The following is a 24,371-nucleotide window of genomic DNA, read 5'->3' on the forward strand; positions in this document are numbered from 1 at the left end:
GCGCGCATTGGCAATCCGACGTCGCTGAGCAGCGGCCATCCGTTAAGGCAGCAGCACCACCGAGCCGATCGTCTTGCGCCCCTGCAAATCCGTGTGCGCTCGGGCCGCCTCGGCGAGTGGATAACGACCGCTGACCTCGACGTTGACCACCCCGCTGCTGATCGCTTCGAACAGTTCGGCGGCCCGCCAGCTGAACTCCTCGGCGGTGCGCAGGAAGTGGACCAGCGAGGGGCGAGTGAGATACACCGACCCCGCCGCATTGAGGCGCTGCGGATCGACCGGCGGAACCGCACCGGACGCGGCGCCGAACAGCGCCAGTGTGCCCCGGACGGCGAGGCTGGCCAGGCTGGCGTCGAATGTGGTGGCGCCCACCCCGTCGTATACGGCTGCCACACCGTCCCCGCCGGTCAGGCCACGGATACGATCGGCGAACTGCCCGGCATCGGTGGGGTAGTCGAGAACCTCGGCCGCACCTGCCTCCCGCGACAGCTTGGCCTTCTGCGGGGTTGAGACGGTCGTGATCACCCGTACCCCGAGACGGGTGGCCCACTGCGTCAGGATCAGGCCGACACCACCCGCGCCCGCGTGCACCAAGACGGTGTCACCGCTTTGCACCGGGTAAACGGACTTGAGCAGGTAATGGGCGGTCAGGCCTTTCAGCAACGCCGACGCGGCCACTTCGGAGCTGACGTCATTGGGGACCTTCGCACTCAAAAACGCTGGCGCTGTAGCTAATTCAGCGTAGCCGCCGTTGGCCGAAGCGGTGACCACCCGGTCGCCCACAGTGATGACACCGTCGGCGCTTCCGACTCCGTCGCCGATGGCAACTACGGTGCCGCACACCTCGGAGCCGATGATGAACGGCAGTGGTCGTGGGTACTGTCCGGAACGGAAATAGGTGTCGATGAAGTTGACACCGATGGCCTCGGTCTTGATCAGCAGTTGGCCATGGCCGGGTTCGGGTCGGGCCATCTCGACATAACGCAATACCTCGGGTCCGCCGGTCTCACTGACTTCGATTGCATGCATGTGGCTATCATGCCCGGGCATGAAGCTCGCCCGGCCGGATACCTTCCATCCGCGCATCGCGTTGGCGGGTTGGTCGCGGCATCCTTCCGGCGACGGCGACGACGCCGGGCTGGTCGCGGCTCTGCGGCACCGTGGGTTACACGCGCACTGGTTGCCTTGGGACCATCCCGACATAGCCCGCGCGCATCTGGTAATTTTGCGGGCCGCTCGCGATTACCCCGGGCGTCTCGAAGAGTTCCTCGCCTGGACCAACAGCGTGGCCAACCTATTGAACGCGCCTTCGGTCGTCGCCTGGAATGCCGACCGTCGCTACCTGGACGACCTGGCGAGTCGGGGAGTGCCGACGGCGCCCCGGGCGATATGGCGGCCGGGCGAGCGGATCCGGCTGCCGCGCACGGGCCCCATCTTCATCAGCCCAACCGTCGGTGACGGCGCCCGGCGGTTCAGTGATCCCTGGTTGGCCACTGCACACCTCGCCGAACGTCGGCACGGCGACCCTTCGCTGGTGGTCCAGACCGCTGGCCCGGGCGCTGAAACCGTGCTGATCTTCCTTGGGGGCCAGCCGTCGCACGCCTTCACCACGCAAGACGACGCGCTGCGCGAGGGTGAGCCCGACGCCGAAATCTGGGAGACGGGCGCCGCCGCACTGGACGCAGCCGCGGCCGCATCCGGAGTCGGCATCGGCGACCTTCTCTATGCGCGGGCACACCTGGTCGGAAGGCAGTTGCTGGAACTTCGCTTGGTGGACCCGTCACTGTGCTGGCGCCGGTTGGACGTCGCTGCCCGCGATCGCGGCCAGCGTCGGTTCGCGCTGTGCGTGGAGTCAGCTCTGGAGCGGTTGGGGCTGGGCCCGTTCTCGCATCGACGCCCATAGCGCCGCCGTGGCCGCCGTGCACGCTGCGGCCCCGAGGACGTGGAGTGCGACCAGGGCGGGTGGCACCCCGGTGTGATACTGCACGATGCCCACCATCGCCTGCGCGAGCACCAACGCGAGCAGTACGGCCGTGCGCCGCAGGATCGAGCGGGTTGCGCCCACGGCCAACAGCCCGAATCCGAGGCCGACCAGCAACGCCAGGTAGGACACCAGCAGCGATGAATGCAGGTGCACCAAGGTGTTGATCTCGACTTTCAGCCGCGGCACCGTGCGGCTGGGGCTCTTGTCACCGGCATGCGGCCCGGCGGCTGTCACCAGGGTGCCCGTGACCAGAACCGCGGCCAGATTCAACGCGGTGAGCATCGTCAGCGTGCGCAGGGGCCGGGCTACGACCCGGTGCGCAATGCCCTCGTCGGGCTCGCCCACGTTGACGTAGAGCAACACCGACAGCCAGACCATCGTCATGGACGCCAGCAGGTGGATGGCCACCGTCCACCACAACAGCCCGGTCCGCACGGTGACACCGCCGATCACGGCCTGCACGACGGTCGAGGCCGGCATCAGCCAGGCGTAGACCAGCACCTCGGTGCGCCGGCGCGCCCGGGTGACGGCCAGCACGGCCAGCGCCGCGGCGATGACCACCGCGAAGGTGATCATCCGGTTGCCGAACTCGACCGCCTGGTGGATCCGCGGTACCTCGGCGACCGCTACCGGGGTGAAACTGCCGGGGAAGCACTGCGGCCAGGTCGGGCAGCCCAGGCCCGACGCGGTGACCCGCACGATCGTGCCGGTGACCGCGATACCGCCCTGCGTGAGGATGACGGCGGCGGCAACGGCCCGCTGGACGCGCAGACTTGGGTCGGGGAGCAGGTCCACCAACCGCAACAGCGTCCGTCCGACGGCCACCGCCCGATCGTAGCGACAACTACGTCGCGTAGTAGAAGCGGGCGGTGCCGAGGTTGTCGCGACCGCGGTGATTGTGCTGCCATCGACGGCCCATCATGACCCATCGCGATCGGGGGCGGCAATTTCGGCGCGCGCCGAAGCCGCCGAACTACGTGAAGCGGAACCAGCGGCGAGCCGCCATTGCCGCCAGGCTTCCCCATACGGCCAGGACGACGACACCGAACCAATCCACCGACAGGGTCATCGCCTGCGACAGCGCCTCGGTGAGCGCGCCGGACGGGGTGAGCCGGGCTGCCCACTTGACGGCCGTCGGGATCATGCTGGTTTCCACGGTCAACGCGCCGAAGCCGGCGAACACGAACCACATCAGGTTGGCGACCGCGAGGACGATCTCGGCCCGCAACGTGCCGCCGAGCAGCAGCCCCAGCGCGGCAAAGCCCGCGGTGCCCAACGCGATGACGGCCGCGCCTAACGTCAGCGCGGTCAATGCGGGGCGCCAACCCAGGGCAAAGCCGATGGCGCCCAAGATGATTGCTTGCAGAAACACCACGGCGACCACGGCCAGCGACTTGCCGGCGATGATTCCCCAGACCGGCAGCGGGGTCGCGCCGAGCCGTTTGAGTGCCCCGTAGCGGCGATCGAACGCGACCGCGATGGCCTGGCCGGTGAACGCGGTGGAGACCACGGCGAGCGCCATGATCACGGGCACGAAGGTGGCGGCACGGTGCTGGCCGAAGGAGCCCAGCGGCAGCAGCGTCAGCCCGACCAGCAGCGTGATCGGGATGAACATCGTGAGCAGCAGCTGCTCGCCGTTGCGCAGCAGCAGTTTGAGTTCCAGCCCGAACTGTGCGGCCAACATCCGCGAGACAGCATTGGGGCGCGGGTCCGGGGTGAACGTTCCGGGGGGAAACGGCGTGTTGTCTGTCACGGTCGCAACTTCCTGCCGGTGAGGTCCAGGAACAGGTCCTCGAGGCTGCGTTGCTCGACGCGCATATCGGTGGCCAGCACGTCGATCTGCGCGCACCACGCGGTGACCGTTGCCATGACCTGCGGGTTGATGGGGCCCTCGACGAGATACTCGCCGGGCGTTATCTCCGAGGCCTGATACGCCTCCGGCAACGCGGAAGCCAACAGCGACAGGTCAAGCCGCGGCGGTGCGCTGAACCGCAACTGGTCTTTGGCGCCGGTGCGCATGAGTTCGGTCGGTGTGCCCGCCGCCACCGTGACGCCGTGGTCGATGATGACCAGTCGATCCGCGAGTTCCTCAGCTTCTTTCAATTGGTGGGTGGTCAGCACAACCGCCACACCGTCGCGGCGCAGGGCGTCGATCAGCTCCCATACCAGCAGTCGAGCGTGGGCATCCATGCCGGCAGTGGGCTCGTCGAGAAAGACCAGCTCGGGACGCCCCACCAGCGCACAGGCCAGCGCCAGCCGCTGCTGCTGGCCTCCGGAGAGCCGCCGATAGGTGGTCTGGGCAACCTCGGTCAGTCCCAGGGTGTCCAGCAGCCACCGTGGATCGACGGGGTCGGCCGCATATGAGGCGACGAGTTTCAGCATTTCCCCGGCGCGCGCCGCCGGATAGCCGCCGCCGCCCTGCAGCATCACGCCGATGCGCGGGCGCAGGCGCGCGTTGTCGGCGATCGGGTCCAGGCCGAGCACCTCGATGGTTCCGGCGTCGGGACGCACGAAGCCCTCGCACATCTCGACGGTCGTGGTCTTGCCGGCGCCGTTGGGACCCAGCAGTGCCAGCACCTCGGCAGCCTGCACCTCGAGATCCAGGCTGGAGACGGCCGTCAGCGATCCGTACCGCTTGGTCACGCCACGTAACCGGACGACGGCGGAATCTCTAGAAGCTGCTTGGGGGGCCGAGCTCACGTGGAGTCAGCGTAGGCGTCCGGCGCCGACGTCGGTGGCCGGGTCACCGCAATCTCGGCCGCCGGTACCGGTTCCGCCGTTGTCTGCTGATTAGCTGGGCCGTTTCCGGCCGGCAGCCCTTGCCACGGCAAGCGGTGGTAGGTCAGTGCCATCAGCACGAGCACGATGATTGCGCTGGCCAGGGTGGCATCAATGATCTGGAACAACGCGAATCGGTCACCGTTGGCCGTCGGCCCGAAGATACCGACGATGAGCGTGATGACGATGGCGGCCACCCGAAACCCCGTGCGGGTCGCCCAGGCCGCCATCGGAATGATGGCCCAGAGCAGATACCAGGGTTGCACGACGGGGAACAGCAGCACCGTGATGCCCAGCGCCACCCCGAGGCCGCCGATCGGGTGCAGGCGGCCGCGGAACACCGCCAGCAGCAGCCAGCAGACCATCACCATGATGATCAGCACGCCCATGGCACGCGTCAGCGACAACACCGCGGTGGTGTGGTCCCCCAACCGCAGCAGAATGCCCACCTGCCCGGTGCCCAGCGCCAGCAGTGTCGGCGGTGACATCCAGCTGCGCACCACGTTGGCGGTGCCCAGGGTGTAAATCCAGCCGAAGCCCAGCCCGCTGGCCGATCCGACGATGGCCATCACCGACAGCGACAGCGCCGCCATGCCGCCGCCCGCCAGCAGCAGCGCTTTGATCGTGCCGCCGTAGCGGTATGCCAGGGCCATCGTGATGAAGCCCAGCGCCAGCAGGGACGGCAGCTTCACCTGCGATGAGAGCGTGATCAGAACTGAGCCGCCGACCAGCATGGTCAGTGGTTCCCAGTCCGCGCCCGGACGCCAGGATGCGGGCATGAGTCGGGTGGCGCCCGCTAAATCGATGCCACGCAGGGCGATTTCGGCGCCGGTCAGCATCAACCCGAGCATCAGTGCTTCGTTGTGGATGCCGGCAACCAGATGCATGAACAGCAGGGGATTGGCCGCGCCCAGCCACAGCGCGCTGACCTCGGCCACGCCACAGCGCCGGGCCAGCCGCGGCGTCGCCCACACGATCATCGCCACGCCGATCAACACGACCAGTCGGTGGCACAGCACGGCGGCGACAATGTTTTCTCCGGTCAGCGCGGAGATGCCGCGACCGATCCACAAGAAGAGCGGACCGTATGGGGCCGGCGTCTCGCGCCACAGGCTGGGTACCGACAGCGTGAACACGTGGCCCAGGCCCAGCCCGGATGCCGGGCCGACCCGGTACGGGTCAAGTCCGTCGCGGGAGATCTGGCTTTGGGCCAGGTAAGAGTAAACGTCTTTGCTGTACATCGGCGGGGCGGTCAGCAGCGGCAGCATCCACAACAGCAGGGTGCGGTCCAGATCGCCGCGCGACATCTGCCTCTTGCCCAGCGCGAACCGGCCGAGCATCAGCCAGGCCAGCGCCATCATGACGGCTCCGGTGGTGGTCATCGTCAGCGACACGGTCTGAATTCGCGACGGCAGGTTGAGCAGCCGGACCCCGAACGTGGGATCCTGCACCACTGGCCTGGCGCCCGCGCCCAAAGCGCCAATGCCCATCAGAACCGTGCCGGTGGCGCCGAACAGCCGGGTGCGCGCCAGTGCGGTGAGTTCGGCGGCATTCAACGGCGAGCCCACCGCCTGCTCGTCGCCATGGAGGCTGGCGATCGACGCGCTCAGCGTGTGTTGGCGGGCTGACATCTTCAGCAGCCTAGCCCCGGCGATTCAGGACGGTTGGACGCGCCGCGTTGCGGCGTGCAGAGCCCACAGCCTTTGCACAGGCCATCTCGCTGGACAGCTTCCTTGAATTACGTCACACTTGTGTTGTGAAAATCCCGGCAGCTACTGCTGCTGTGCCAGCCGCAGTTCCCGACGGTCATACCCGTCGCGCCATTGTGCGCTTGCTGCTGGAGTCCGGATCGATCACCGCCAGCGAGATCGGCGATCGGTTGGGGCTGTCGGCCGCCGGCGTACGCCGTCATCTTGACGCGCTCATCGAAGCTGGCGACGCGGAATCCGTCAACGCCGCGCCGTGGCAGCAGGCGGGACGGGGACGGCCCGCCAAGCGTTATCGGTTGACCGGGGGGGGCCGGGCCAAGCTGGACCACTCATACGACGACTTGGCGTCGGCGGCGATGCGCCAACTGCGGGAGATCGGCGGCGAAGACGCGGTGCGGACGTTTGCGCGACGACGCATCGACGCGATCCTGGCCGACGTCGCCCCGGCGGACAGCCACGCCGACGATGTGGTGGAAGCCGCCGCGGAGCGTATCGCCGACGCGTTGACCAAAGCCGGTTACGTCGCCACCACCACCCGGGTGGGTGGGCCGATCCATGGTGTGCAAATCTGCCAGCATCACTGCCCGGTGGCCCATGTCGCCGAGGAGTTCCCGGAATTGTGCGAAGCCGAGCAGCAGGCCATGGCCGAAGTGCTCGGAACCCACGTGCAGCGGTTGGCGACCATCGTCAACGGCGACTGTGCCTGCACCACCCACGTGCCTTTAACCCCGGCGCCCAGCCCGCGCCGCGACACTACGAGCATCGAAGGAGCGTCGATATGACCCTCGAGGCCAGCAAGACCGCTGCCGAGCCGCTGACCCAGGCGGAGGCCATTGCTTCGCTGAGCCGCTACGGCTACGGCTGGGTCGACTCCGATGTCGCCGGCGCCAGCGCTCAGCGCGGGCTGTCGGAGGCGGTGGTTCGCGACATCTCGGCGAAGAAGAACGAGCCCGAGTGGATGCTGCAGAACCGGCTGAAGGCGCTGCGCATCTTCGAGCGCAAGCCGATGCCGCGCTGGGGCTCCAACCTCGAGGGCATCGACTTCGACAACATCAAGTACTTCGTGCGATCGACAGAAAAGCAGGCGGCCAGCTGGGACGATTTGCCAGAGGACATCAAAAATACATACGACCGGCTGGGCATCCCCGAGGCGGAAAAGCAGCGCCTCGTCGCCGGCGTGGCGGCTCAGTATGAGTGTTTGGCCGGCGAGACTTTGGTGTGGACCGCCAACCGCGGGCAGGTCCCGATCAAAGAGATCGAGTTCGGAGACCGGGTGTTCTCCTACGACGAACGTGCCGAGCGGTTCGTCGTCGCGCCGGTCAAGGCGTCAGCGCAGACCGATACCCGGTTGACGTATGAGGTGAAAACCACCCGGCGCAGTGTACGGGCAACCGACAACCACCCGATGCTGGTATTGCGCGACGAACGCAAGGAGGGTCGCCAGCGCGCCCGGTATGCGCGACGTTGGGTCACCGTGGGGGAGATCAAGCCAGGCGACTTCATCGCAGTGCCCCGGGCGGTCCCGAATTTCGGTGTCGCGGAAAAGCTTCCGAGTGTCGCAGGCTTGACCACTCCCGCGGCCAGCTCAGCCGATCTGATGTGGCTGTTGGGGCTCTATGTCGGCGACGGCAATCTGCACTTGTCGACGAAGACGTACTGCGTTCAATTCGCAATCCCGGCAACCGATCGCGAGCTTCGCGCCGAGTTGGCCAGGGTCATCAAGGATCTGTTCGGGTTGCGCTGTATCGAAGCCGACGAGTACCGGGTGGATGTCAACTCCAAGGCGCTGACCGAGTGGATCGTTGCGCTGGGCTTCGGCGGACTGTCGCTGACCAAGCGGGTACCGGACTGGGTGTATGGCCTGCCAGTCGACCAGCGGCTCGCGTTCCTCGGCGGATGGGTTGACGCCGACGGTTACGTGTCCCCGGACAAGAGCGGTTCGATCATGCTGACCTGTGCCAATCAAGCACTTATCGGTCAAGCGCGGGAATTGGCGGAACTGGCGGGGTTGCGGGCAGGCGGCCCCTGGCCGTTCACCCAGCCATATCGGCACGCGCCCGAGCGCATGCAGATCGCTTGGCGCCTAGGCATTTCCGGCGAGTTCGAGCGGCTCGGATGTCGCAATCCGAAGCGAACCGGGCGTTTCGGCCGCCGCCGCTTCAGGCATTCATCCAACAGTTCGCACGGGACGACCATCCGTGTGCACTGCAACGACTGGCTTGGCTTCGAGCGGGTCAAGTCGGTCGAGCCGTACGATGTCGAACCGGTGTACGACCTCGAGGTCGACGGTCCGCACAATTTCATCGCCGAAGGCCTAGTGGTACACAACTCGGAGGTTGTTTACCACCAGATCCGCGAGGACCTGGAGGCCCAGGGCGTCATTTTCCTCGACACGGACACCGGTCTGCGGGAACACCCCGATCTGTTCAAGCAGTATTTCGGTACCGTTATCCCGGCCGGGGACAACAAGTTTTCCGCGCTGAATACAGCGGTGTGGAGTGGTGGATCCTTCATCTACGTCCCGCCCGGCGTGCACGTCGACATTCCGCTGCAGGCTTACTTCCGGATCAATACCGAGAACATGGGCCAGTTCGAGCGAACACTGATCATAGTCGATGAGAACGCTTACGTTCACTACGTCGAAGGGTGCACTGCGCCGATCTACAAGTCGGATTCGTTGCACTCGGCGGTGGTGGAGATCGTCGTAAAGCCTGGTGGCCGTTGCCGTTACACCACCATCCAGAACTGGTCGAACAACGTCTACAACCTGGTCACCAAGCGGGCCCGGGCCGAGGCCGGCGCCACCATGGAGTGGGTCGACGGCAACATCGGATCCAAGGTGACCATGAAATATCCGGCGGTCTGGATGACCGGTGAACACGCCAAAGGCGAAGTGCTGTCGGTGGCGTTCGCCGGCGAAGACCAGCACCAGGACACCGGTGCCAAGATGCTGCATCTGGCGCCCAACACGTCGAGCAACATCGTGTCGAAGTCGGTAGCGCGCGGCGGCGGCCGCACCTCCTACCGAGGCCTCGTCCAGGTAAACAAGGGCGCGCACGGTTCCAAATCGAGCGTGAAATGCGATGCGCTGCTGGTCGATACGATCAGCCGCAGCGACACCTACCCCTACGTCGACATCCGCGAGGACGACGTCACGATGGGCCATGAGGCCACCGTGTCCAAGGTCAGTGAGAACCAGCTGTTCTACCTAATGAGCCGCGGGATGACCGAGGACGAGGCCATGGCGATGGTGGTGCGCGGCTTCGTCGAGCCGATCGCCAAGGAACTGCCGATGGAGTATGCGCTGGAGCTCAACCGGCTGATCGAGCTGCAGATGGAGGGCTCCGTAGGATGAGAATCGAATGACCGCCACCTTGAACAAGGGCGAGCTGTTCTCGTCCTTCGACGTCGACGCCTTCGAGGTTCCGCACGGCCGCGACGAGCTTTGGCGGTTCACCCCGCTGAAGCGGTTGCGCGGCCTGCACGACGGCTCCGCGCCAGCCACCGGCAATGCGGAGATCAGCGTCAGCGGCCCGACGGGCCTCACCGTGGAGACGGTGCGCCGCGGTGACGAGCGGCTCGGCCAAGGCGGTGTTCCCGCTGACCGCGTTGCAGCTCAAGCCTTTTCGTCGTTCAACTCGGCGACGCTGGTCACGGTAGGACGTGACACGCAAATTGCCGAGCCGGTGAACATCACCGTGACCGGCCCGGGCGAGGGCGCAGCTGCCTACGGACATCTGCAGATCCGTGTCGAGGAGCTCGGCGAGGCCGTCGTCATCATCGACCACCGGGGGAGCGGAACTTACGCGGAAAACGTCGAATTCGTGGTCGCCGATGCCGCTCGGCTTACCGTGGTGTGGATCGCCGACTGGGCCGACGACACCGTTCATCTCAGCGCACACCACGCCCGGCTCGGCAAGGACGCCGTGCTACGGCACGTCGCCGTCATGCTGGGCGGGGAGGTGTTGCGGATGTCGGCCAACGTGCGCTTCGATGCCCCGGGCGGCGATGCCGAGCTGCTGGGGCTGTACTTCGCCGACGACGGCCAGCACCTGGAATCGCGGCTGCTGGTCGACCACGCTCGCCCTGACTGCAAGTCGAACGTGCTGTACAAGGGTGCGCTGCAAGGAGATCCGGCGTCGTCGCTGCCCGACGCGCACACCGTGTGGGTGGGTGACGTGTTGATCCGTGCCGAGGCAACCGGCACCGATACCTTCGAGGTCAACCGCAACCTGGTGCTCACCGACGGAGCGCGCGCGGACTCGGTGCCCAATCTCGAAATTGAAACCGGCGAGATCGCCGGCGCCGGGCACGCCAGCGCCACCGGACGTTTCGACGACGAGCAGCTGTTCTACTTGCGCTCTCGCGGCATTCCGGAAGAGCAGGCCCGCCGCCTGGTGATCCGCGGATTCTTCGGCGAGATCATCTCCAAGATCGCGGTGCCAGAGGTACGCGAACGGTTGACCGCAGCCATTGAACACGAACTGGAACTCACGGAAAAGACAACAGCCTGATGACGACCCTGGAAATCAACGACCTGCACGTCAGCGTCGAAAACCCCAACGCCGCCGAGGGGGAGCGGGAAATTCCCATACTCAACGGTGTCGACCTGACGGTGAAATCCGGTGAGACGCATGCCTTGATGGGCCCCAACGGCTCGGGAAAGTCCACGCTGTCCTACGCCATCGCCGGCCACCCCAAGTATCAAGTGACCTCGGGCTCCATCACGCTAGACGGCGCCGACGTGCTGGCCATGAGCGTCGACGAGCGGGCCCGGGCCGGCCTGTTCCTGGCCATGCAATATCCCGTCGAGGTGCCCGGCGTCTCGATGTCGAACTTCCTGCGCTCGGCGGCAACCGCCATCCGCGGTGAGCCGCCGAAGCTGCGGCACTGGGTCAAAGAGGTCAAGGCGGCCATGGCAGCACTGGACATCGACCCGGCCTTCGCCGAACGCAACGTCAACGAAGGCTTTTCCGGTGGCGAAAAGAAGCGCCACGAGATCTTGCAGCTCGAGCTGCTCAAGCCCAAGATCGCCATCCTCGACGAAACCGACTCCGGCTTGGACGTCGACGCCTTGCGGGTGGTCAGCGAGGGCGTGAACCGCTATGCCGAAACCGAGCACGGCGGCGTCCTGCTGATCACCCACTACACCCGCATCCTGCGCTACATACGTCCGCAACATGTGCACGTGTTTGTCGGCGGCCGCATCGTCGAATCCGCTGGCCCCGAACTGGCCGACGAACTCGAAGAAAACGGCTACGTGCGCTTTACCCAAGCGGCGGCCACCGGGGCCTAACCATGAAAACCTCGGTGACGCAAGTCGACGCCGCGGCGATCCGTGCCGATTTCCCGGTTCTGCAGCGCGTCATGCGCGGCGGAAACCAGTTGGCATACCTGGATTCCGGCGCCACATCGCAGCGGCCGCTGCAAGTGCTCGACGCCGAACGCGAGTTTCTCGTCACCTCCAACGGCGCGGTGCACCGTGGTGCGCACCAGCTGATGGAAGAGGCCACCGACGCCTACGAGCAGGGCCGAGCCGACGTCGCGGCGTTCGTGGGCGCCCGTGCCGATGAGCTGGTGTTCACCAAGAACGCCACCGAGGCGCTCAACGTGGTTTCATATGTCTTGGGCGACAAGCGGTTCGACCGAGCTATCGGACCCGGTGATGTCATTGTCACCACCGAGCTCGAGCACCACGCCAACCTAGTCCCGTGGCAGGAACTTGCCCGCCGCAGCGGAGCCACCCTGCGCTGGTACGGCGTGACCGACGAGGGGCGGATCGATCTGGACTCCCTGCGACTCGATGAGCGCGTGAAAGTCGTTGCGTTCAGCCATCATTCCAATGTCACCGGTGCTCTGGCACCGGTGACTGAATTGGTCTCCCGCGCAAGAGAAATCGGCGCGCTGAGCGTGCTGGACGCCTGCCAGTCGGTGCCGCACCAGCCGGTGGATTTCCACGGACTGGGCGTCGACTTCGCGGCCTTCTCGGGGCATAAGATGCTGGGTCCCAACGGCATCGGCGTGTTGTATGGCCGTCACGAGCTGCTGGCCGCGATGCCGCCATTTCTCACCGGCGGTTCGATGATCGAGACGGTGACCATGGAAGCTTCCACCTATGCGCCGTCTCCGCAACGCTTCGAGGCCGGCACCCCGATGACCTCCCAGGTGGTCGGATTGGCCGCCGCCGCACGCTATCTGGGCGCTATCGGCATGGACGCCGTCGAGGCATACGAACGTGAGCTGGTAGCAGCGACCATCGAGGGCCTGTCCGCTATCGACGGTGTCCGCATCATCGGCCCCGCAACGATGGAAAACCGAGGCTCCCCAGTCGCATTCGTTGTCGACGGGGTGCACGCCCACGACGTCGGCCAGATTCTCGACGATGAGGGGGTGGCCGTGCGGGTCGGACATCACTGCGCGATGCCGCTGCACCGCCGGTTCGGCGTGGCCGCCACCGCGCGAGCATCGTTCGCGGTGTACAACACGCTCGACGAGGTCGACCGGTTGCTGGCCGGGGTAAGACGGTCGCTGAAGTTCTTTGGGAGAGAATGACGTTGCGACTGGAGCAGATGTATCAGGACGTGATCCTGGATCACTACAAACACCCGCAGCACCGCGGGCTGCGGGAACCGTTCGGTGCGCAGGTCTATCATGTCAACCCGGTCTGCGGCGACGAGGTCACGCTGCGGGTCGCGCTGTCCGGCGACGGCGCGCGGATCACCGACGTTTCCTATGACGGCCAGGGTTGTTCCATCTCGCAGGCAGCGACATCGGTGCTCACTCAGCAGGTGATCGGTTGCAGCGTGCCGGAAGCGTTGCAGATCATCGACGCGTTCACCGAGATGGTGTCCTCGCGTGGAACGGTGCACGGTGACGAGGACGTTCTCGGAGACGGAATTGCGTTTGCCGGCGTGGCGAAATACCCGGCACGGGTGAAATGCGCGCTGCTCGGATGGATGGCTTGCAAAGATGCGCTGGCTCAGGCCAGTCATGCCCTGGAGGAGGTCAGCAATGAGTGAAACCGCCGCTCCCAACGAAGAATTGATCGCCGATCTCGAGGAGGCGATGCGCGACGTCGTCGACCCGGAGTTGGGGATTAACGTCGTCGACCTGGGCCTGGTCTACGGGCTGGACGTGGCGGACGGCGACGAAGGAACCGTCGCGCTGATCGACATGACCTTGACCTCGGCGGCGTGCCCACTGACCGATGTCATCGAGGATCAGTCGCGCAGCGCACTGGTCGGCAGCGGTCTGGTCGACGAGATCCGGATCAACTGGGTGTGGAACCCGCCGTGGGGTCCGGACAAGATCACCGACGACGGCCGCGAACAACTGCGCGCGCTCGGCTTCACCGTCTGATTCCCCGGTCAACCGGCGAAGCTGGCCCGCGGCGCCCCCATGCCGGGGTCGATCCGATGTGGTCCAGAAGCTGAGGGCGTCACCGGAAAGTCGAATATCGCAGTCGGAATGTACACGGTGGCACACGAATTGGGAATATCGACCACTCCGGACAGGCGTCCTTCGATGGGTGCCGACCCGAGCAACAGATAAGCCTGCTCGGGGCTATAGCCGAACTTTGTCAGGTAGTCGATCGCATGCAGGCAGGCGCGCTGGTAGGCGAGATCGGAATCCAGGTAGCGCTGTTCGCCGTCCAGGGTCACCGACGTTCCCGAGAAGGCGATCCATTCCGAATATTGCGGGGCGACATTGCCGGGCATGAAGATGGCGTTCTCATAGACGCCGTAGGTCTGCATGCCACCTTTGATCACATCCACCTGCACATCAATGAAGCCGCCCATTTCGATAGCTCCGCAGAAAGTGATCTCGCCGTCGCCCTGGGAGAAGTGCAGATCACCGAACGACAGATTGGCGCCGGGTACGAACACCGGATAAAACACCCGGGTGCCTTTGGTGAGGTTCTTGATGTCCTGGTTGCCGCCGTTTTCGCGGGGTGGGGCGGTGCGCGCAGCCTCGGCCGCGACCCGAGCGAACTCGTCACCTGTCAGGGCACCCAGAATGGCGCCGTCGGGCTCCGGCGGTAGGGCAAGTGGTGGCACCCGGCCGGGATCCGTCGCGATGAGCGCCCCCTCGCGCCGGTTCCATTTCGCCAGCAACTGTGCGGACGGGGCCGTCCCCATGAGGCCCGGATGCACGATGCCGGTGTACTTGACGCCCGGAATGTGTCGCGAGGTCGCGGTTTGCCCGGCGAAGTCCCAGATCGCTTTGTAAGCGTCGGGAAATTGATCGGTGAGAAACCCGCCGCCGTTGCGCTTGGCGAATATCCCGGTATAGCCCCAGCCCTGTCCGGCAAGCGGGCCTGAGTCCTCCTGCGGGATGGGCCCGATATCCAGGATGTCCACGATCAGCAGGTCACCCGGCTCGGCGCCATCGACCGCGAACGGTCCGGACAGGCAGTGCACATTCTGCAGGGGAGCGTTGAGGATGTCTTCGGCCGAATCGTCGTTGTGGATGGCGCCGTCAAACCATTCCCGGCAGTGTGCGCGGAACGTGTCGCCGCGCTTGACGGTGACGACCGGAGGAATATCAGGATGCCAGCGATTGTGGCCGACAATGTATTGGTCGTTGAATTTCTTGGCCGAATCCAACGGGAACAGTAATTCAGGCACGTGGCACTCGCAGCACGTGACGACCTTTGCAGCCCAACTTGGCCGGCGACTGTGTTGGCGCTGATGATCTCCTGCAAAGCGCCCACCACAACACCGGCAGCGCGCTACGTGCCGTCGGCGCCGATTTATAGTCGATGGCGTGCCGACCTATGTATTTCGTTGCGGGCAGGGTTGTCCGAAGTTCGTCGAGCGGCACCCGATGGCGGCAGTGCCCGACAATGCCGAGTGCCCACAGTGCGCTTGCGTGGCCAGACGGATTCCCGCTGTCCCGATGGTCGGCATCGGCCGCACCGCCGCGATGCGGCTCCATGACCGTACCCGTGCCACCGCTGATTCGCCGCAGGTGGTCAGCACGCCGCCTCCTGCCAGAAGTGGCAGGTCGCAGATGGCCGTGAACCCGCTGCACCGCGGTCTGCCCCGGCCGTAGCCGGGCGCCGGCGTGGATGCCGGCGCCCGTCAGAAGGCGGCTTCGGGCATGCGCATGATCTCGTCGTCGACGGAGTCGATGACGGCACGCACCCCGGACAGCTTCGGCAGGATGTTCTTGGCGAAGAAACCCGAAACCGCGACCTTGCCTCGATAGAACGCCTCGTCGTCCTTGGAAGGTCCGGTGGCCAACGCCGCATGGGCGACACCGGCTTGGACCAGCAGCCGCCAGCCGATGAGCAGGTCGCCGACGGCCAGCAGGTATCGCACCGACGCGAGCCCGACCTTGTAGATGTCTGTCGGGTGCTGCGCGGCCGACATCAGGTATGTGGTCAGCGCGCCCGTCATTGCGGTGACCTCATCGAGTGCGGTCTGCAGCAGCGCCGCTTGCGGTTTCAGCGCTTCGTCGATGTTGTCGATGGTCTGGGTTATCTGAGCCGTCACGAACTGCAGGGCATTGCCGTGGTCGCGCACGATCTTGCGGAAGAAGAAGTCCAGCGCCTGGATGGCGGTGGTGCCCTCGTAGAGCGAATCGATCTTCGCGTCGCGGATGTATTGCTCGATGGGATAGTCGGTCAAGAATCCCGAGCCGCCCAGGGTCTGCAACGACTCGGTCAGCAGTTCGTAGGCCCGTTCCGAGCCGACTCCTTTCACCACCGGCAGCAGTAGATCGTCCACGCGGTGCGCCATGTCCGGGGCGGCGCCCGAAACATGTTGCGCCACAGCGTTGTCCTGGTGCGCGGCGGCATAGAGATACAGCGCCCGCAGTCCCTCGGCGTACGCCTTCTGCGTCATCAGGCTGCGACGCACGTCGGGGTGGCGCATGATGGTGACGCGAGGCGCGGTCTTGTCGGTCATCTGGGTCAGGTCCGCGCCCTGCACCCGCTCTTTGGCGTAGGCGAGTGCGTTGAGGTAGCCGGTGGACAGCGTGCCCGTGGACTTGACGCCGATCGTCATGCGAGCGTGCTCGATCACGGTGAACATCTGCGCGATCCCGTTGTGCACTCCACCGACCAGATAGCCGACCGCGGGCACATCGGTGGCTCCGAAAGTCAACTCACACGTCGGGGAGGACTTCAGGCCCATCTTGTGTTCCAGGCCCGTGACGTAAACGCCGTTCCGCGGGCCGAGTTCACCGGTGTCCGGGTCGAAAAGGTAGTTGGGCACATAGAACAGGCTCAGCCCTTTGGTCCCCGGGCCGGCGCCTTCCGGGCGGGCAAGTACCAGATGGAAGATGTTCTCGGCCGTGTCGCCCACGTCACCGCCGGAGATGAACCGCTTGACGCCCTCGATGTGCCAGCTGCCATCGGGCTGTTCGACGGCCTTGGTCCGGCCGGCGCCGACGTCGGAGCCGGCATCGGGCTCGGTGAGCACCATGGTGGCCTGCCAACCGCGTTCGACACCCATCGCCGCCCACTGCCGCTGCTGCTCGTCGCCCTCGACGTACAGGGACTGCGACAGCGTCGGGCCCAGGTTGTAGAAGGCCGCAGAAGGGTTGGCGCAGTAAATCATTTCGTTGACTGCCCACACCAGCGGTGCGGGCGCGGGCATGCCGCCGATCTCCTCGGCCAGACCCAGACGCCACCACTCCGCGTCCTTGATCGCTTGCACCGTTTTGACCAACTCGTCGGGCACGCTGATGGAGTGGGTGGCCGGGTCGAAGACGGGCGGGTTGCGGTCGGCGTAGGCGAAGGTCTCGGCGACCGGTCCTTCGGCCAGACGGGCCGCTTCGGCCAGGATGGTGCGCACCGTGTCGGCGTCGAGCTCGCTATAACGCCCGGTGCCGAGCACGGCGCCCACCTCAAGGACCTCGAAGAGGTTGAACTCGAGATCGCGGACGTTGGCGATGTAGTGGCCCAATGCGGTTCCCTTCACGTCGGCTGCTCGACCCTTGGCCGGGCCGTGATCCGGCCCAGTTTCCACGAGCGAGGAAAACGTACGCAACCGTAACCAGCGGCACGGCGCGCTGACCTGCCGCTACGGACTAGCCGTTGGCGCCGTTTTGGCCGAACAACAGCCCGCGCTGGCCACCGGTGCCGGGGGTGCCGGCATTGCTATGGCCGCCGCTGCCGCCATTGCCGATCAGTAGGGCGTTGCCGCCGTTGCCGCCATTGCCCGGTGGCAACGGTCCGCCGTTGCCGCCGGCCCCGCCGTTGCCGATCAGCCCGGCCAGGCCGCCGACGCCGCCACTGGCGTTGCTAAAGCCGTTGCCGCCGGCACCGCCGTTGCCCACGATGAACCCGCCGGCGCCACCGGCCCCGCCGGTCCCGGCGGAGAGGGCGTCCCCGCCGGTGCCGCCGTCGCCGAGCAGGAAGGCGCGGCCACCGTTGCCGCCCCCGCCGAGGAAGCTGCTGCCGCCACCACCGCCGTTTCCGTACAGCACGCCGCCGTTGCCTCCGGCGCCACCGGCCCCCGCACCGTTAGGGCTGATACCGCCGGCTCCGCCATGTCCAAACAGCAGGGCCGAGCCGCCGAGACCGCCCGCACCGCCGCCGCCGCCGCTGTTGCCGCCGGCGCCACCGTTGCCGAAGAACAGCCCAGCGGTGCCTCCGGCGCCACCATTCGCGCCGGCACCGCCAACGCCGCCGGCGCCGCCGAAACCGAGGAAGCCCGCGGAGCCGCCCCGGCCACCTGCCTGGCCAGCCACTGCGCCATCGCCGCCTCTGCCACCGTTGCCGAACAGAAGTCCGCCGTCCTCACCGGCCTGGCCGGGCCCGCCGTCAACGCCGTCACCGATCAGCGGGCGTCCAAGTAGCGCCCGGGCGGGCGCGTTGATCACGTCGAGCAGTGGCTGCAAGGGGTTTGCCGCGGCGGCCTCGGCGCTGGCGTAGGCCTGCGCGCCGCCGAACAGGTTCTGCACGAACTGGTCGTGAAACGCCGCGGCCTGCGTGCTGAGCGCCTGGTAGTTCAGGCCGTGCTGTTGAAAGAACGCCGCGATGGCGGCCGACACCTCGTCGGCGCCCGCGGCCGCGACGGCGGTCGTTTGGGCCACCGCCGCCGAGTTGGCCTCACTGATGACTGAACCGATCCGCGCCAGATTTCCGGCTGCCCCCGACACGAAATCCGTATTTGCGACGACGAATGACATCCCGCACCTCCACAGTGAAGCGTCAGCGACGGAGGAATCCTATCGTGATTTCGGGACCTGTGATTGCGCATTCCCCGAGCAATTCGACTCGAATTTTTCTGCACAGATGCAAATTTCAATCGTCGTTCAAACGCCTGCGCGATACCCGCCGGGGCAATAGCCGAGGTGGCCCTGCCGGCGTGTGGCTGCCCATGGCAGTGTCGGCTTCAGGAGCGACGGACACCGCTTGCCTTGTGCCAGTGACCAATTCAATCGCATACCGCAATGCAATCGAGATACTGGGCGATCGCCGCGTCCCTAGACTCGGTTCATCCTGACGAACTCCCACCCCTCTGTGAGGCCGCCGGAATGACCTTGACCGCTGCTGAAGCGTGCACCTCCGAGGTTTCTTTCGACCGTATTCCCGTCGCTGCCGCGCGACCGCTGAGTTGGCGTGCGGCGCTATGGTCGGTGATGTCGGTCCGCTGGGCCGCAACCGCGCTGGCCTTCTTTCTTGCCGGGCTGGCGGCTCAGCTCAACGGGGCACCGCAGCCCGTGTGGTGGGCGCTGTATCTGGCCTGCTACATCGCCGGCGGCTGGGGCTCGGCATGGGCTGGGGCACAGGCACTTTGGAACAAGACGCTGGACGTGGACCTGCTGATGGTGGTGGCGGCGATAGGGGCTGTCGCCATCGGGCAGATCCTCGACGGCGCCCTGCTGATCGTGATCTTCGCGACGTCGGGCGCCCTGGACGATGTGGCCACCAAACACACCGCCGATTCGGTCAAGGGGTTACTCGACCTCGCGCCGGAGCAGGCCGTCGTCGTCGACGGCGACGGCCGCGAGCGGGTGGTCGCGGCCGGCGAACTGGTTATCGGCGATCGGGTGCTGGTGCGGCCGGGAGAGCGCATACCCGCCGACGGCGCCGTGCTGTCGGGGTGCTCGGACGTCGACCAGTGCTCGATCACCGGCGAGTCCATCCCGGCTGCCAAGGGCCGCGGTGACGAGGTGTTCGCCGGTACGCTCAACGGGTCGGGGGTGTTGCAGCTGCTGGTCACCCGGGACCCGTCGCAGACAGTGGTGGCCCGCATCGTCGAGCTTGTCGCCGAAGCTTCGGCCACCAAAGCCAAAACACAGTTGTTCATCGAAAAAATCGAGCAGCGGTACTCGGCGGCCATGGTGGTGGCGACCCTCGCGCTGATCGCCATCCCGCTGATGTTGGGCGCGCCCCTGCAGTCAGTTCTGTTGCGCGCCATGACATTCATGATCGTTGCCTCGCCATGTGCCGTGGTGCTGGCTACCATGCCGCCGCTACTTTCGGCGATCGCGAATGCCGGTCGCCACGGAGTATTGATCAAATCGGCTGTGGTCGTAGAACATCTGGCCGACACCAGCATCGTCGCCCTGGACAAGACCGGTACATTGACCTGTGGCACCCCGCAGCTGACCACCGTCGAGCCGCTGCAGCCGGATATGGTGGGCGTCCGGAAGTTGCTCCAATTGGCCGCTGCTGCAGAGCAATCCAGCGAGCATCCGCTTGGCAGGGCCATCGTCGAAGAAGTTCGCCGGCGCGGTATCACCATCCCGGAGGCCGAAGATTTCCGCGCCCTGCCCGGCCGCGGAGTACGAGCCACCGTGGGTCGCGATTTCGTCGAGGTGCGCAGTCCGCACAGCTACCTGGGTGCGCCGCTACCCGAGCTCGCACCGATCCTCGACGCCGGTGCCACGGCTGCCATCGTGATGCTCAACGGCGTCGCAGCCGGCGTGTTGGGACTCACCGACCAAATGCGCCCCGATGCCGCGGAATCCGTTGCGTCCCTGACCGCATTGACGTCGGCGCCACCGGTCCTGCTGACCGGAGACAACGAGTGTGCGGCCCGGTGGGCGGCCCAACGCGCCGGGATCAGCGATGTGCGGGCCGCGTTGTTGCCCGAGCAGAAGGTCGAAGCGGTCCGCGCTCTGGAAGCCAGCGGTCACCGGGTGCTCGTCGTCGGTGACGGCGTCAACGATGCTCCCGCGATGGCCGCGGCCCGCACGTCTGTCGCGATGGGCGCCGGCGCCGACCTGGCGTTGCAGACGGCCGACGGCGTCACCGTGCGAGACGAACTGCAAGTCATCCCGACAATCATCGGGCTGGCCAGGCAGGCGCGCCATGTGGTGACCGCCAACCTGATCATCGCCGGTACGTTCATCAGCGTCTTGGTGTTGTGGGATCTGTTGGGCTACTTGCCCTTACCGCTGGGTGTGGCCGGCCATGAAGGGTCCACAGTGCTGGTCGCCCTCAACGGCATGCGCCTGCTGACCAACCGGTCCTGGCGAGCCGCGGCCTCCACGGGCGCACTAACGGCCTGAATCCGCAGCGGATCTGGCGGCGACCGGCATAGGCTCTACGTCGCCAGGCCCGCCGAATGGATAAGGGGACACGTGGCGACGCGAGAGCTCACCGCCGAGAATTTCAAACAGACTGTCTACGGCAACGACAACGTGCTCGTCTATATCTGGGCGCCGCTGTGCCCACCGTGTGCCGTATTGACGCCGACTTATGAGCGCTCGTCGGACAAGCATCCCGACATCGTGCACGGCAAGGTCAACTTCGAAACCGAGCAGGAGTTGGTCTCGATCGCCGGGGTCACGCTATTGCCTACGTTGATGGCGTTCAAGAATGGCAAGCTGGTGTTCAAGCAGGCCGGTGTGGCTAACCCCGCCGTCATGGACGACCTGGTGCGGCAGCTCAGGGCCTATCGGGTCGACTTGCCGCCACGGCAGCGGGGCCTGCTCTAGCTTCGCTGGAACAAACCCGCCTGCGCGAGGCGTTGGGGCAGACATGGCAACCAAAGACCTCACTGCGGCGCAGTTCAACGAGACGGTCAACGACAACGACATGGTGCTTGTCGATTTCTGGGCATCCTGGTGTGGCCCGTGTCGCGCATTCGCGCCGACGTTCCAGGCGTCTTCGGAAAAGCACCCTGACGTCGTCTACGCCAAAGTCAACACCGAAGAAGAGCAAGAATTGGCGGCGGCGGCCCAGATCCGGTCGATTCCCACGCTGATGGCTTTCAAGAAGGGCAAACTATTGTTCAACCAGCCCGGCGCCCTGCCCGCGGCGGCCCTGGAAGACCTGGTTCAGCAGCTCAAGGCTTACGAAGTCGCCTGATCCGGCGGAGGTGGCCCACTCGGGCGCATTGCCTTACGCGATAACGTGCACGGGTGAGTTTGGTCCTGCTGGAAAACCCGCGCCCAGATATTGCGCTGATCACCCTCAATCGGCCCGAGCGGATGAACTCCATGGCTTTCGACGTCATGGTGCCGCTCAAGGAGGCCTTGGAGACGGTGACCTACGACAACTCCGTGCGGGTGGTGGTGCTGACCGGGGCGGGGCGCGGGTTCTCCTCCGGCGCAGATCACAAGTCCGCGGGTGCGGTGCCCAACGCCGAGGGGCTGACCCGGCCGACATATGCGCTGCGGTCGATGGAGCTGCTCGATGAGGTCATCCTGAAGCTGCGCCGGCTACACCAGCCGGTGATCGCCGCGGTCAACGGACCGGCCATCGGCGGGGGGCTGTGCCTGGCGTTGGCGGCGGACGTCCGGGTGGCATCCACCAGCGCTTATTTCCGGGCCGCCGGCATCAACAACGGGCTGACGGCCAGCGAACTGGGGCTGAGCTACCTGTTGCCGCGGGCCATCGGATCCTCGCGGGCCTTCGAGATCATGCTGACCGGGCGTGACGTCAGCGCTGAGGAAGCCGAGCGCATCGGGCTGGTGTCGTGCCGGGTTCCCGACAGCCAACTGCTGGACACCTGTTATGCGATTGCGGCGCGCATGGCTGCGTTCTCCCGGCCGGGAATTGAGTTGACCAAACGTACACTGTGGAGTGGACTAGACGCCGCCAGCCTGGAAGGGCACATGCAGGCCGAGGGTCTGGGACAACTTTTCGTCCGGCTGCTCACCGCCAATTTCGAAGAGGCGGTTGCCGCGCGTGCGGAGAAGCGGCCGGCGGTGTTCACCGACGACAAGTAGCGCCACAACCAAGGAGAGCGATTGTGATCACGGCAACGGACCTCGAGGTCCGTGCTGGCGCGCGCATCCTGCTCTCACCCGACGGTCCCGACTTGCGCGTGCAGCCGGGCGACCGCATCGGGTTGGTGGGCCGCAACGGTGCGGGCAAGACCACGACGCTGCGCATCCTGGCGGGGGAGAGCGAACCTTATGCCGGGTCGGTTAGCCGCAACGGCGAAATTGGTTACCTGCCACAGGATCCCAAAGAGGGAGATCTTGACGTGCTGGCCCGTGATCGGGTGCTGTCGGCTCGCGGGCTCGATGTGTTGCTCACCGATCTGGAGAAGCAGCAGGCGTTGATGGCGGAAGTCGCCGACGACGACGCACGCGACCGCGCGATCCGCCGCTACGGTCAGCTCGAGGAGCGCTTCGTCGCGTTGGGCGGCTACGGCGCCGAAAGTGAGGCGGGCCGCATCTGTGCCAGTCTCGGTCTGCCCGAACGGGTGCTGACCCAACAGCTGCGTACTCTCTCCGGAGGCCAGCGCCGCCGGGTTGAGCTGGCGCGCATTCTGTTCGCCGCTTCCGATAGCGGCGCCGGCTCGGGAACAACGCTGCTGCTCGACGAGCCGACCAACCATCTCGACGCGGATTCGATTGGCTGGCTGCGGGACTTCCTGCGAGCACACACCGGCGGGCTGGTGATGATCAGCCACAACGTGGACCTGATCGCCGATGTCGTTAACCGGGTGTGGTTCTTGGACGCGGTGCGCGGCGAGATGGACGTCTACAACATGGGCTGGCAGAAGTATCTCGATGCGCGGGCCACCGACGAGCAGCGTCGTCGCCGGGAACGTGCCAATGCCGAGCGCAAGGCCGCCGCGTTGCGCACCCAGGCAGCCAAGCTGGGCGCCAAAGCCACCAAAGCCGTTGCCGCGCAGAACATGCTGCGTCGGGCCGATCGGATGATGGCCGCGCTCGACGAGGAGCGGGCGGCCGACAAGGTGGCCCGTATCAAGTTCCCCACCCCGGCCCCGTGTGGGCGTACCCCGATGGTGGCCAAGGGGCTGAGCAAGAGCTACGGATCGCTCGAGGTCTTCGCAGGTGTCGACCTGGCCATCGACCGCGGCTCCCGCGTCGTCGTGCTCGGACTCAACGGCGCCGGCAAGACCACGCTGCTGCGATTGCTGGCCGGTGTCGAAACACCCGACACCGGCGCCCTGGAGCCCGGACATGGTTTGCGTATCGGCTATTTCGCGCAGGAGCACGACACGCTCGACAACGATGCCACCGTATGGCAGAACGTTCGGCACGCCGCACCAGAATCCGGTGAACAGGACTTGCGCGGCCTGCTGGGCGCGTTCATGTTCAGCGGTCCGCAGCTCGAGCAACCGGCCGGCACGTTGTCCGGTGGTGAAAAGACGCGCCTTGCGCTGGCCGGGCTGGTGGCCTCCACGGCGAACATGCTGCTACTCGACGAACCGACTAACAACCTCGATCCCGCCTCGCGCGAACAGGTCCTCGATGCGCTGCGCAGCTATCAGGGTGCGGTGGTATTGGTGACCCACGATCCCGGTGCCGCCGAGGCGCTGGACCCGCAGCGTGTGGTGCTGTTGCCCGACGGCACCGAGGACTATTGGTCCGACGAGTACCGGGACCTCATCGAGTTGGCCTGAAACAACCCGAAAGAACCCCGAAAGAAGCCCCGAAAGAACGCAGCCGTTTTCGGCGAAAGCGGTCTCACCGCTGCCGGCCGGTTCCTACTCTGGAAGCCAGGGACGGTGAGC

Annotated in this window: 22 protein-coding genes; 14 read left to right on the plus strand and 8 right to left on the minus strand. The window is 66.0% G+C overall.

Annotated elements, in window-relative coordinates; genetic code table 11:
- Positions 1-42: 42 nt before the first annotated feature.
- Entirely contained in the window at positions 43-1,029 is a 987-nt protein-coding gene (locus EET13_RS12050; protein ID WP_122442508.1) for a quinone oxidoreductase family protein, read from the minus strand.
- 19 nt (positions 1,030-1,048) lie between these two features.
- On the opposite strand from EET13_RS12050, the gene EET13_RS12055 reads away from it, so the two are divergent.
- The gene (locus EET13_RS12055; RefSeq protein WP_122442509.1) at positions 1,049-1,903 is read left to right on the plus strand and encodes a hypothetical protein; all 855 of its coding nucleotides are present in this window, start codon (positions 1,049-1,051) and stop codon (positions 1,901-1,903) included.
- On the opposite strand, the gene EET13_RS12060 is transcribed toward EET13_RS12055, so the two are convergent.
- From EET13_RS12060 to mptB, 4 genes are all read right to left on the minus strand, one after another.
- Positions 1,853-2,782, minus strand: coding sequence for a COX15/CtaA family protein (locus EET13_RS12060; RefSeq protein WP_211189060.1), 930 nt, complete (start codon positions 2,780-2,782; stop codon positions 1,853-1,855). The two genes, EET13_RS12055 and EET13_RS12060, sit on opposite strands and share 51 nt — an antisense overlap.
- 175 nt (positions 2,783-2,957) lie before the next feature.
- Positions 2,958-3,668 (minus strand): ABC transporter permease, encoded by a 711-nt coding sequence (locus EET13_RS12065; RefSeq protein WP_244603874.1) that lies wholly within the window; start codon positions 3,666-3,668, stop codon positions 2,958-2,960.
- A gap of 65 nt (positions 3,669-3,733) precedes the next feature.
- Positions 3,734-4,684 (minus strand): ABC transporter ATP-binding protein, encoded by a 951-nt coding sequence (locus EET13_RS12070; protein WP_122442511.1) that lies wholly within the window; start codon positions 4,682-4,684, stop codon positions 3,734-3,736.
- The gene (mptB, locus tag EET13_RS12075) at positions 4,681-6,393 is read right to left on the minus strand and encodes a polyprenol phosphomannose-dependent alpha 1,6 mannosyltransferase MptB (RefSeq protein WP_122442512.1); all 1,713 of its coding nucleotides are present in this window, start codon (positions 6,391-6,393) and stop codon (positions 4,681-4,683) included. The genes EET13_RS12070 and mptB overlap by 4 nt, the downstream gene beginning before the upstream one ends.
- 83 nt (positions 6,394-6,476) lie before the next feature.
- On the opposite strand from mptB, the gene EET13_RS12080 reads away from it, so the two are divergent.
- The 7 genes from EET13_RS12080 to EET13_RS12110 are packed head-to-tail and all read left to right on the plus strand — an operon-like array spanning position 6,477 to position 13,830.
- Positions 6,477-7,253 (plus strand): helix-turn-helix transcriptional regulator, encoded by a 777-nt coding sequence (locus EET13_RS12080; RefSeq protein WP_122442551.1) that lies wholly within the window; start codon positions 6,477-6,479, stop codon positions 7,251-7,253.
- Positions 7,250-9,826: a Fe-S cluster assembly protein SufB gene (sufB, locus tag EET13_RS12085; protein WP_122442513.1), complete on the plus strand. Its 2,577-nt coding sequence runs from the start codon at positions 7,250-7,252 to the stop codon at positions 9,824-9,826. Before EET13_RS12080 ends, sufB begins: the two co-directional genes overlap by 4 nt.
- 7 nt (positions 9,827-9,833) lie before the next feature.
- Positions 9,834-10,985, plus strand: a complete 1,152-nt coding sequence (gene sufD, locus EET13_RS12090) for a Fe-S cluster assembly protein SufD (RefSeq protein ID WP_122442514.1) — start codon at positions 9,834-9,836, stop codon at positions 10,983-10,985.
- Entirely contained in the window at positions 10,985-11,767 is a 783-nt protein-coding gene (gene sufC / locus EET13_RS12095; RefSeq protein WP_122442515.1) for a Fe-S cluster assembly ATPase SufC, read from the plus strand. Before sufD ends, sufC begins: the two co-directional genes overlap by 1 nt.
- 2 nt (positions 11,768-11,769) lie before the next feature.
- On the plus strand, positions 11,770-13,023 hold the full coding sequence (locus EET13_RS12100; RefSeq protein WP_122442516.1) for a cysteine desulfurase: 1,254 nt from the start codon (positions 11,770-11,772) through the stop codon (positions 13,021-13,023).
- Positions 13,020-13,490 carry a Fe-S cluster assembly sulfur transfer protein SufU gene (gene sufU, locus EET13_RS12105; RefSeq protein ID WP_122442517.1) on the plus strand — a complete coding sequence of 157 codons (471 nt, stop codon included), beginning with the start codon at positions 13,020-13,022 and terminating at the stop codon, positions 13,488-13,490. The genes EET13_RS12100 and sufU overlap by 4 nt, the downstream gene beginning before the upstream one ends.
- On the plus strand, positions 13,483-13,830 hold the full coding sequence (locus EET13_RS12110) for a metal-sulfur cluster assembly factor (RefSeq protein ID WP_023373326.1): 348 nt from the start codon (positions 13,483-13,485) through the stop codon (positions 13,828-13,830). The genes sufU and EET13_RS12110 overlap by 8 nt, the downstream gene beginning before the upstream one ends.
- Positions 13,831-13,838: 8 nt before the next feature.
- Here EET13_RS12110 and fmdA read toward each other — a convergent pair whose 3' ends face one another.
- Complete coding sequence (gene fmdA, locus EET13_RS12115; protein WP_122442518.1) at positions 13,839-15,098, minus strand: formamidase; 1,260 nt, start codon at positions 15,096-15,098, stop codon at positions 13,839-13,841.
- 139 nt (positions 15,099-15,237) lie between these two features.
- On the opposite strand from fmdA, the gene EET13_RS12120 reads away from it, so the two are divergent.
- Positions 15,238-15,525, plus strand: a complete 288-nt coding sequence (locus tag EET13_RS12120; protein WP_122442519.1) for an FmdB family zinc ribbon protein — start codon at positions 15,238-15,240, stop codon at positions 15,523-15,525.
- Between the two features lie 29 nt (positions 15,526-15,554).
- On the opposite strand, the gene EET13_RS12125 is transcribed toward EET13_RS12120, so the two are convergent.
- On the minus strand, positions 15,555-17,384 hold the full coding sequence (locus EET13_RS12125) for an acyl-CoA dehydrogenase (RefSeq protein WP_122442552.1): 1,830 nt from the start codon (positions 17,382-17,384) through the stop codon (positions 15,555-15,557).
- A 124-nt stretch (positions 17,385-17,508) separates the two neighbouring features.
- On the minus strand, positions 17,509-18,612 hold the full coding sequence (locus EET13_RS32275) for a PE family protein (RefSeq protein WP_122442520.1): 1,104 nt from the start codon (positions 18,610-18,612) through the stop codon (positions 17,509-17,511).
- A gap of 348 nt (positions 18,613-18,960) precedes the next feature.
- On the opposite strand from EET13_RS32275, the gene EET13_RS12135 reads away from it, so the two are divergent.
- From EET13_RS12135 to EET13_RS12155, 5 genes are all read left to right on the plus strand, one after another.
- Positions 18,961-20,943: a heavy metal translocating P-type ATPase gene (locus tag EET13_RS12135; protein ID WP_122442521.1), complete on the plus strand. Its 1,983-nt coding sequence runs from the start codon at positions 18,961-18,963 to the stop codon at positions 20,941-20,943.
- A gap of 72 nt (positions 20,944-21,015) precedes the next feature.
- Positions 21,016-21,372 carry a thioredoxin family protein gene (locus EET13_RS12140; RefSeq protein ID WP_122442522.1) on the plus strand — a complete coding sequence of 119 codons (357 nt, stop codon included), beginning with the start codon at positions 21,016-21,018 and terminating at the stop codon, positions 21,370-21,372.
- A 43-nt stretch (positions 21,373-21,415) separates the two neighbouring features.
- Positions 21,416-21,745, plus strand: a complete 330-nt coding sequence (gene trxA, locus EET13_RS12145) for a thioredoxin (RefSeq protein ID WP_122442523.1) — start codon at positions 21,416-21,418, stop codon at positions 21,743-21,745.
- A 53-nt stretch (positions 21,746-21,798) separates the two neighbouring features.
- Positions 21,799-22,608 (plus strand): enoyl-CoA hydratase, encoded by an 810-nt coding sequence (locus EET13_RS12150; protein ID WP_122442524.1) that lies wholly within the window; start codon positions 21,799-21,801, stop codon positions 22,606-22,608.
- 23 nt (positions 22,609-22,631) lie between these two features.
- Complete coding sequence (locus EET13_RS12155) at positions 22,632-24,260, plus strand: ABC-F family ATP-binding cassette domain-containing protein (protein WP_122442525.1); 1,629 nt, start codon at positions 22,632-22,634, stop codon at positions 24,258-24,260.
- Positions 24,261-24,371 lie beyond the last annotated feature (111 nt).

Source organism: Mycobacterium attenuatum (assembly GCF_900566085.1).
GTDB classification, from domain to species: Bacteria; Actinomycetota; Actinomycetes; order Mycobacteriales; family Mycobacteriaceae; genus Mycobacterium; species Mycobacterium attenuatum.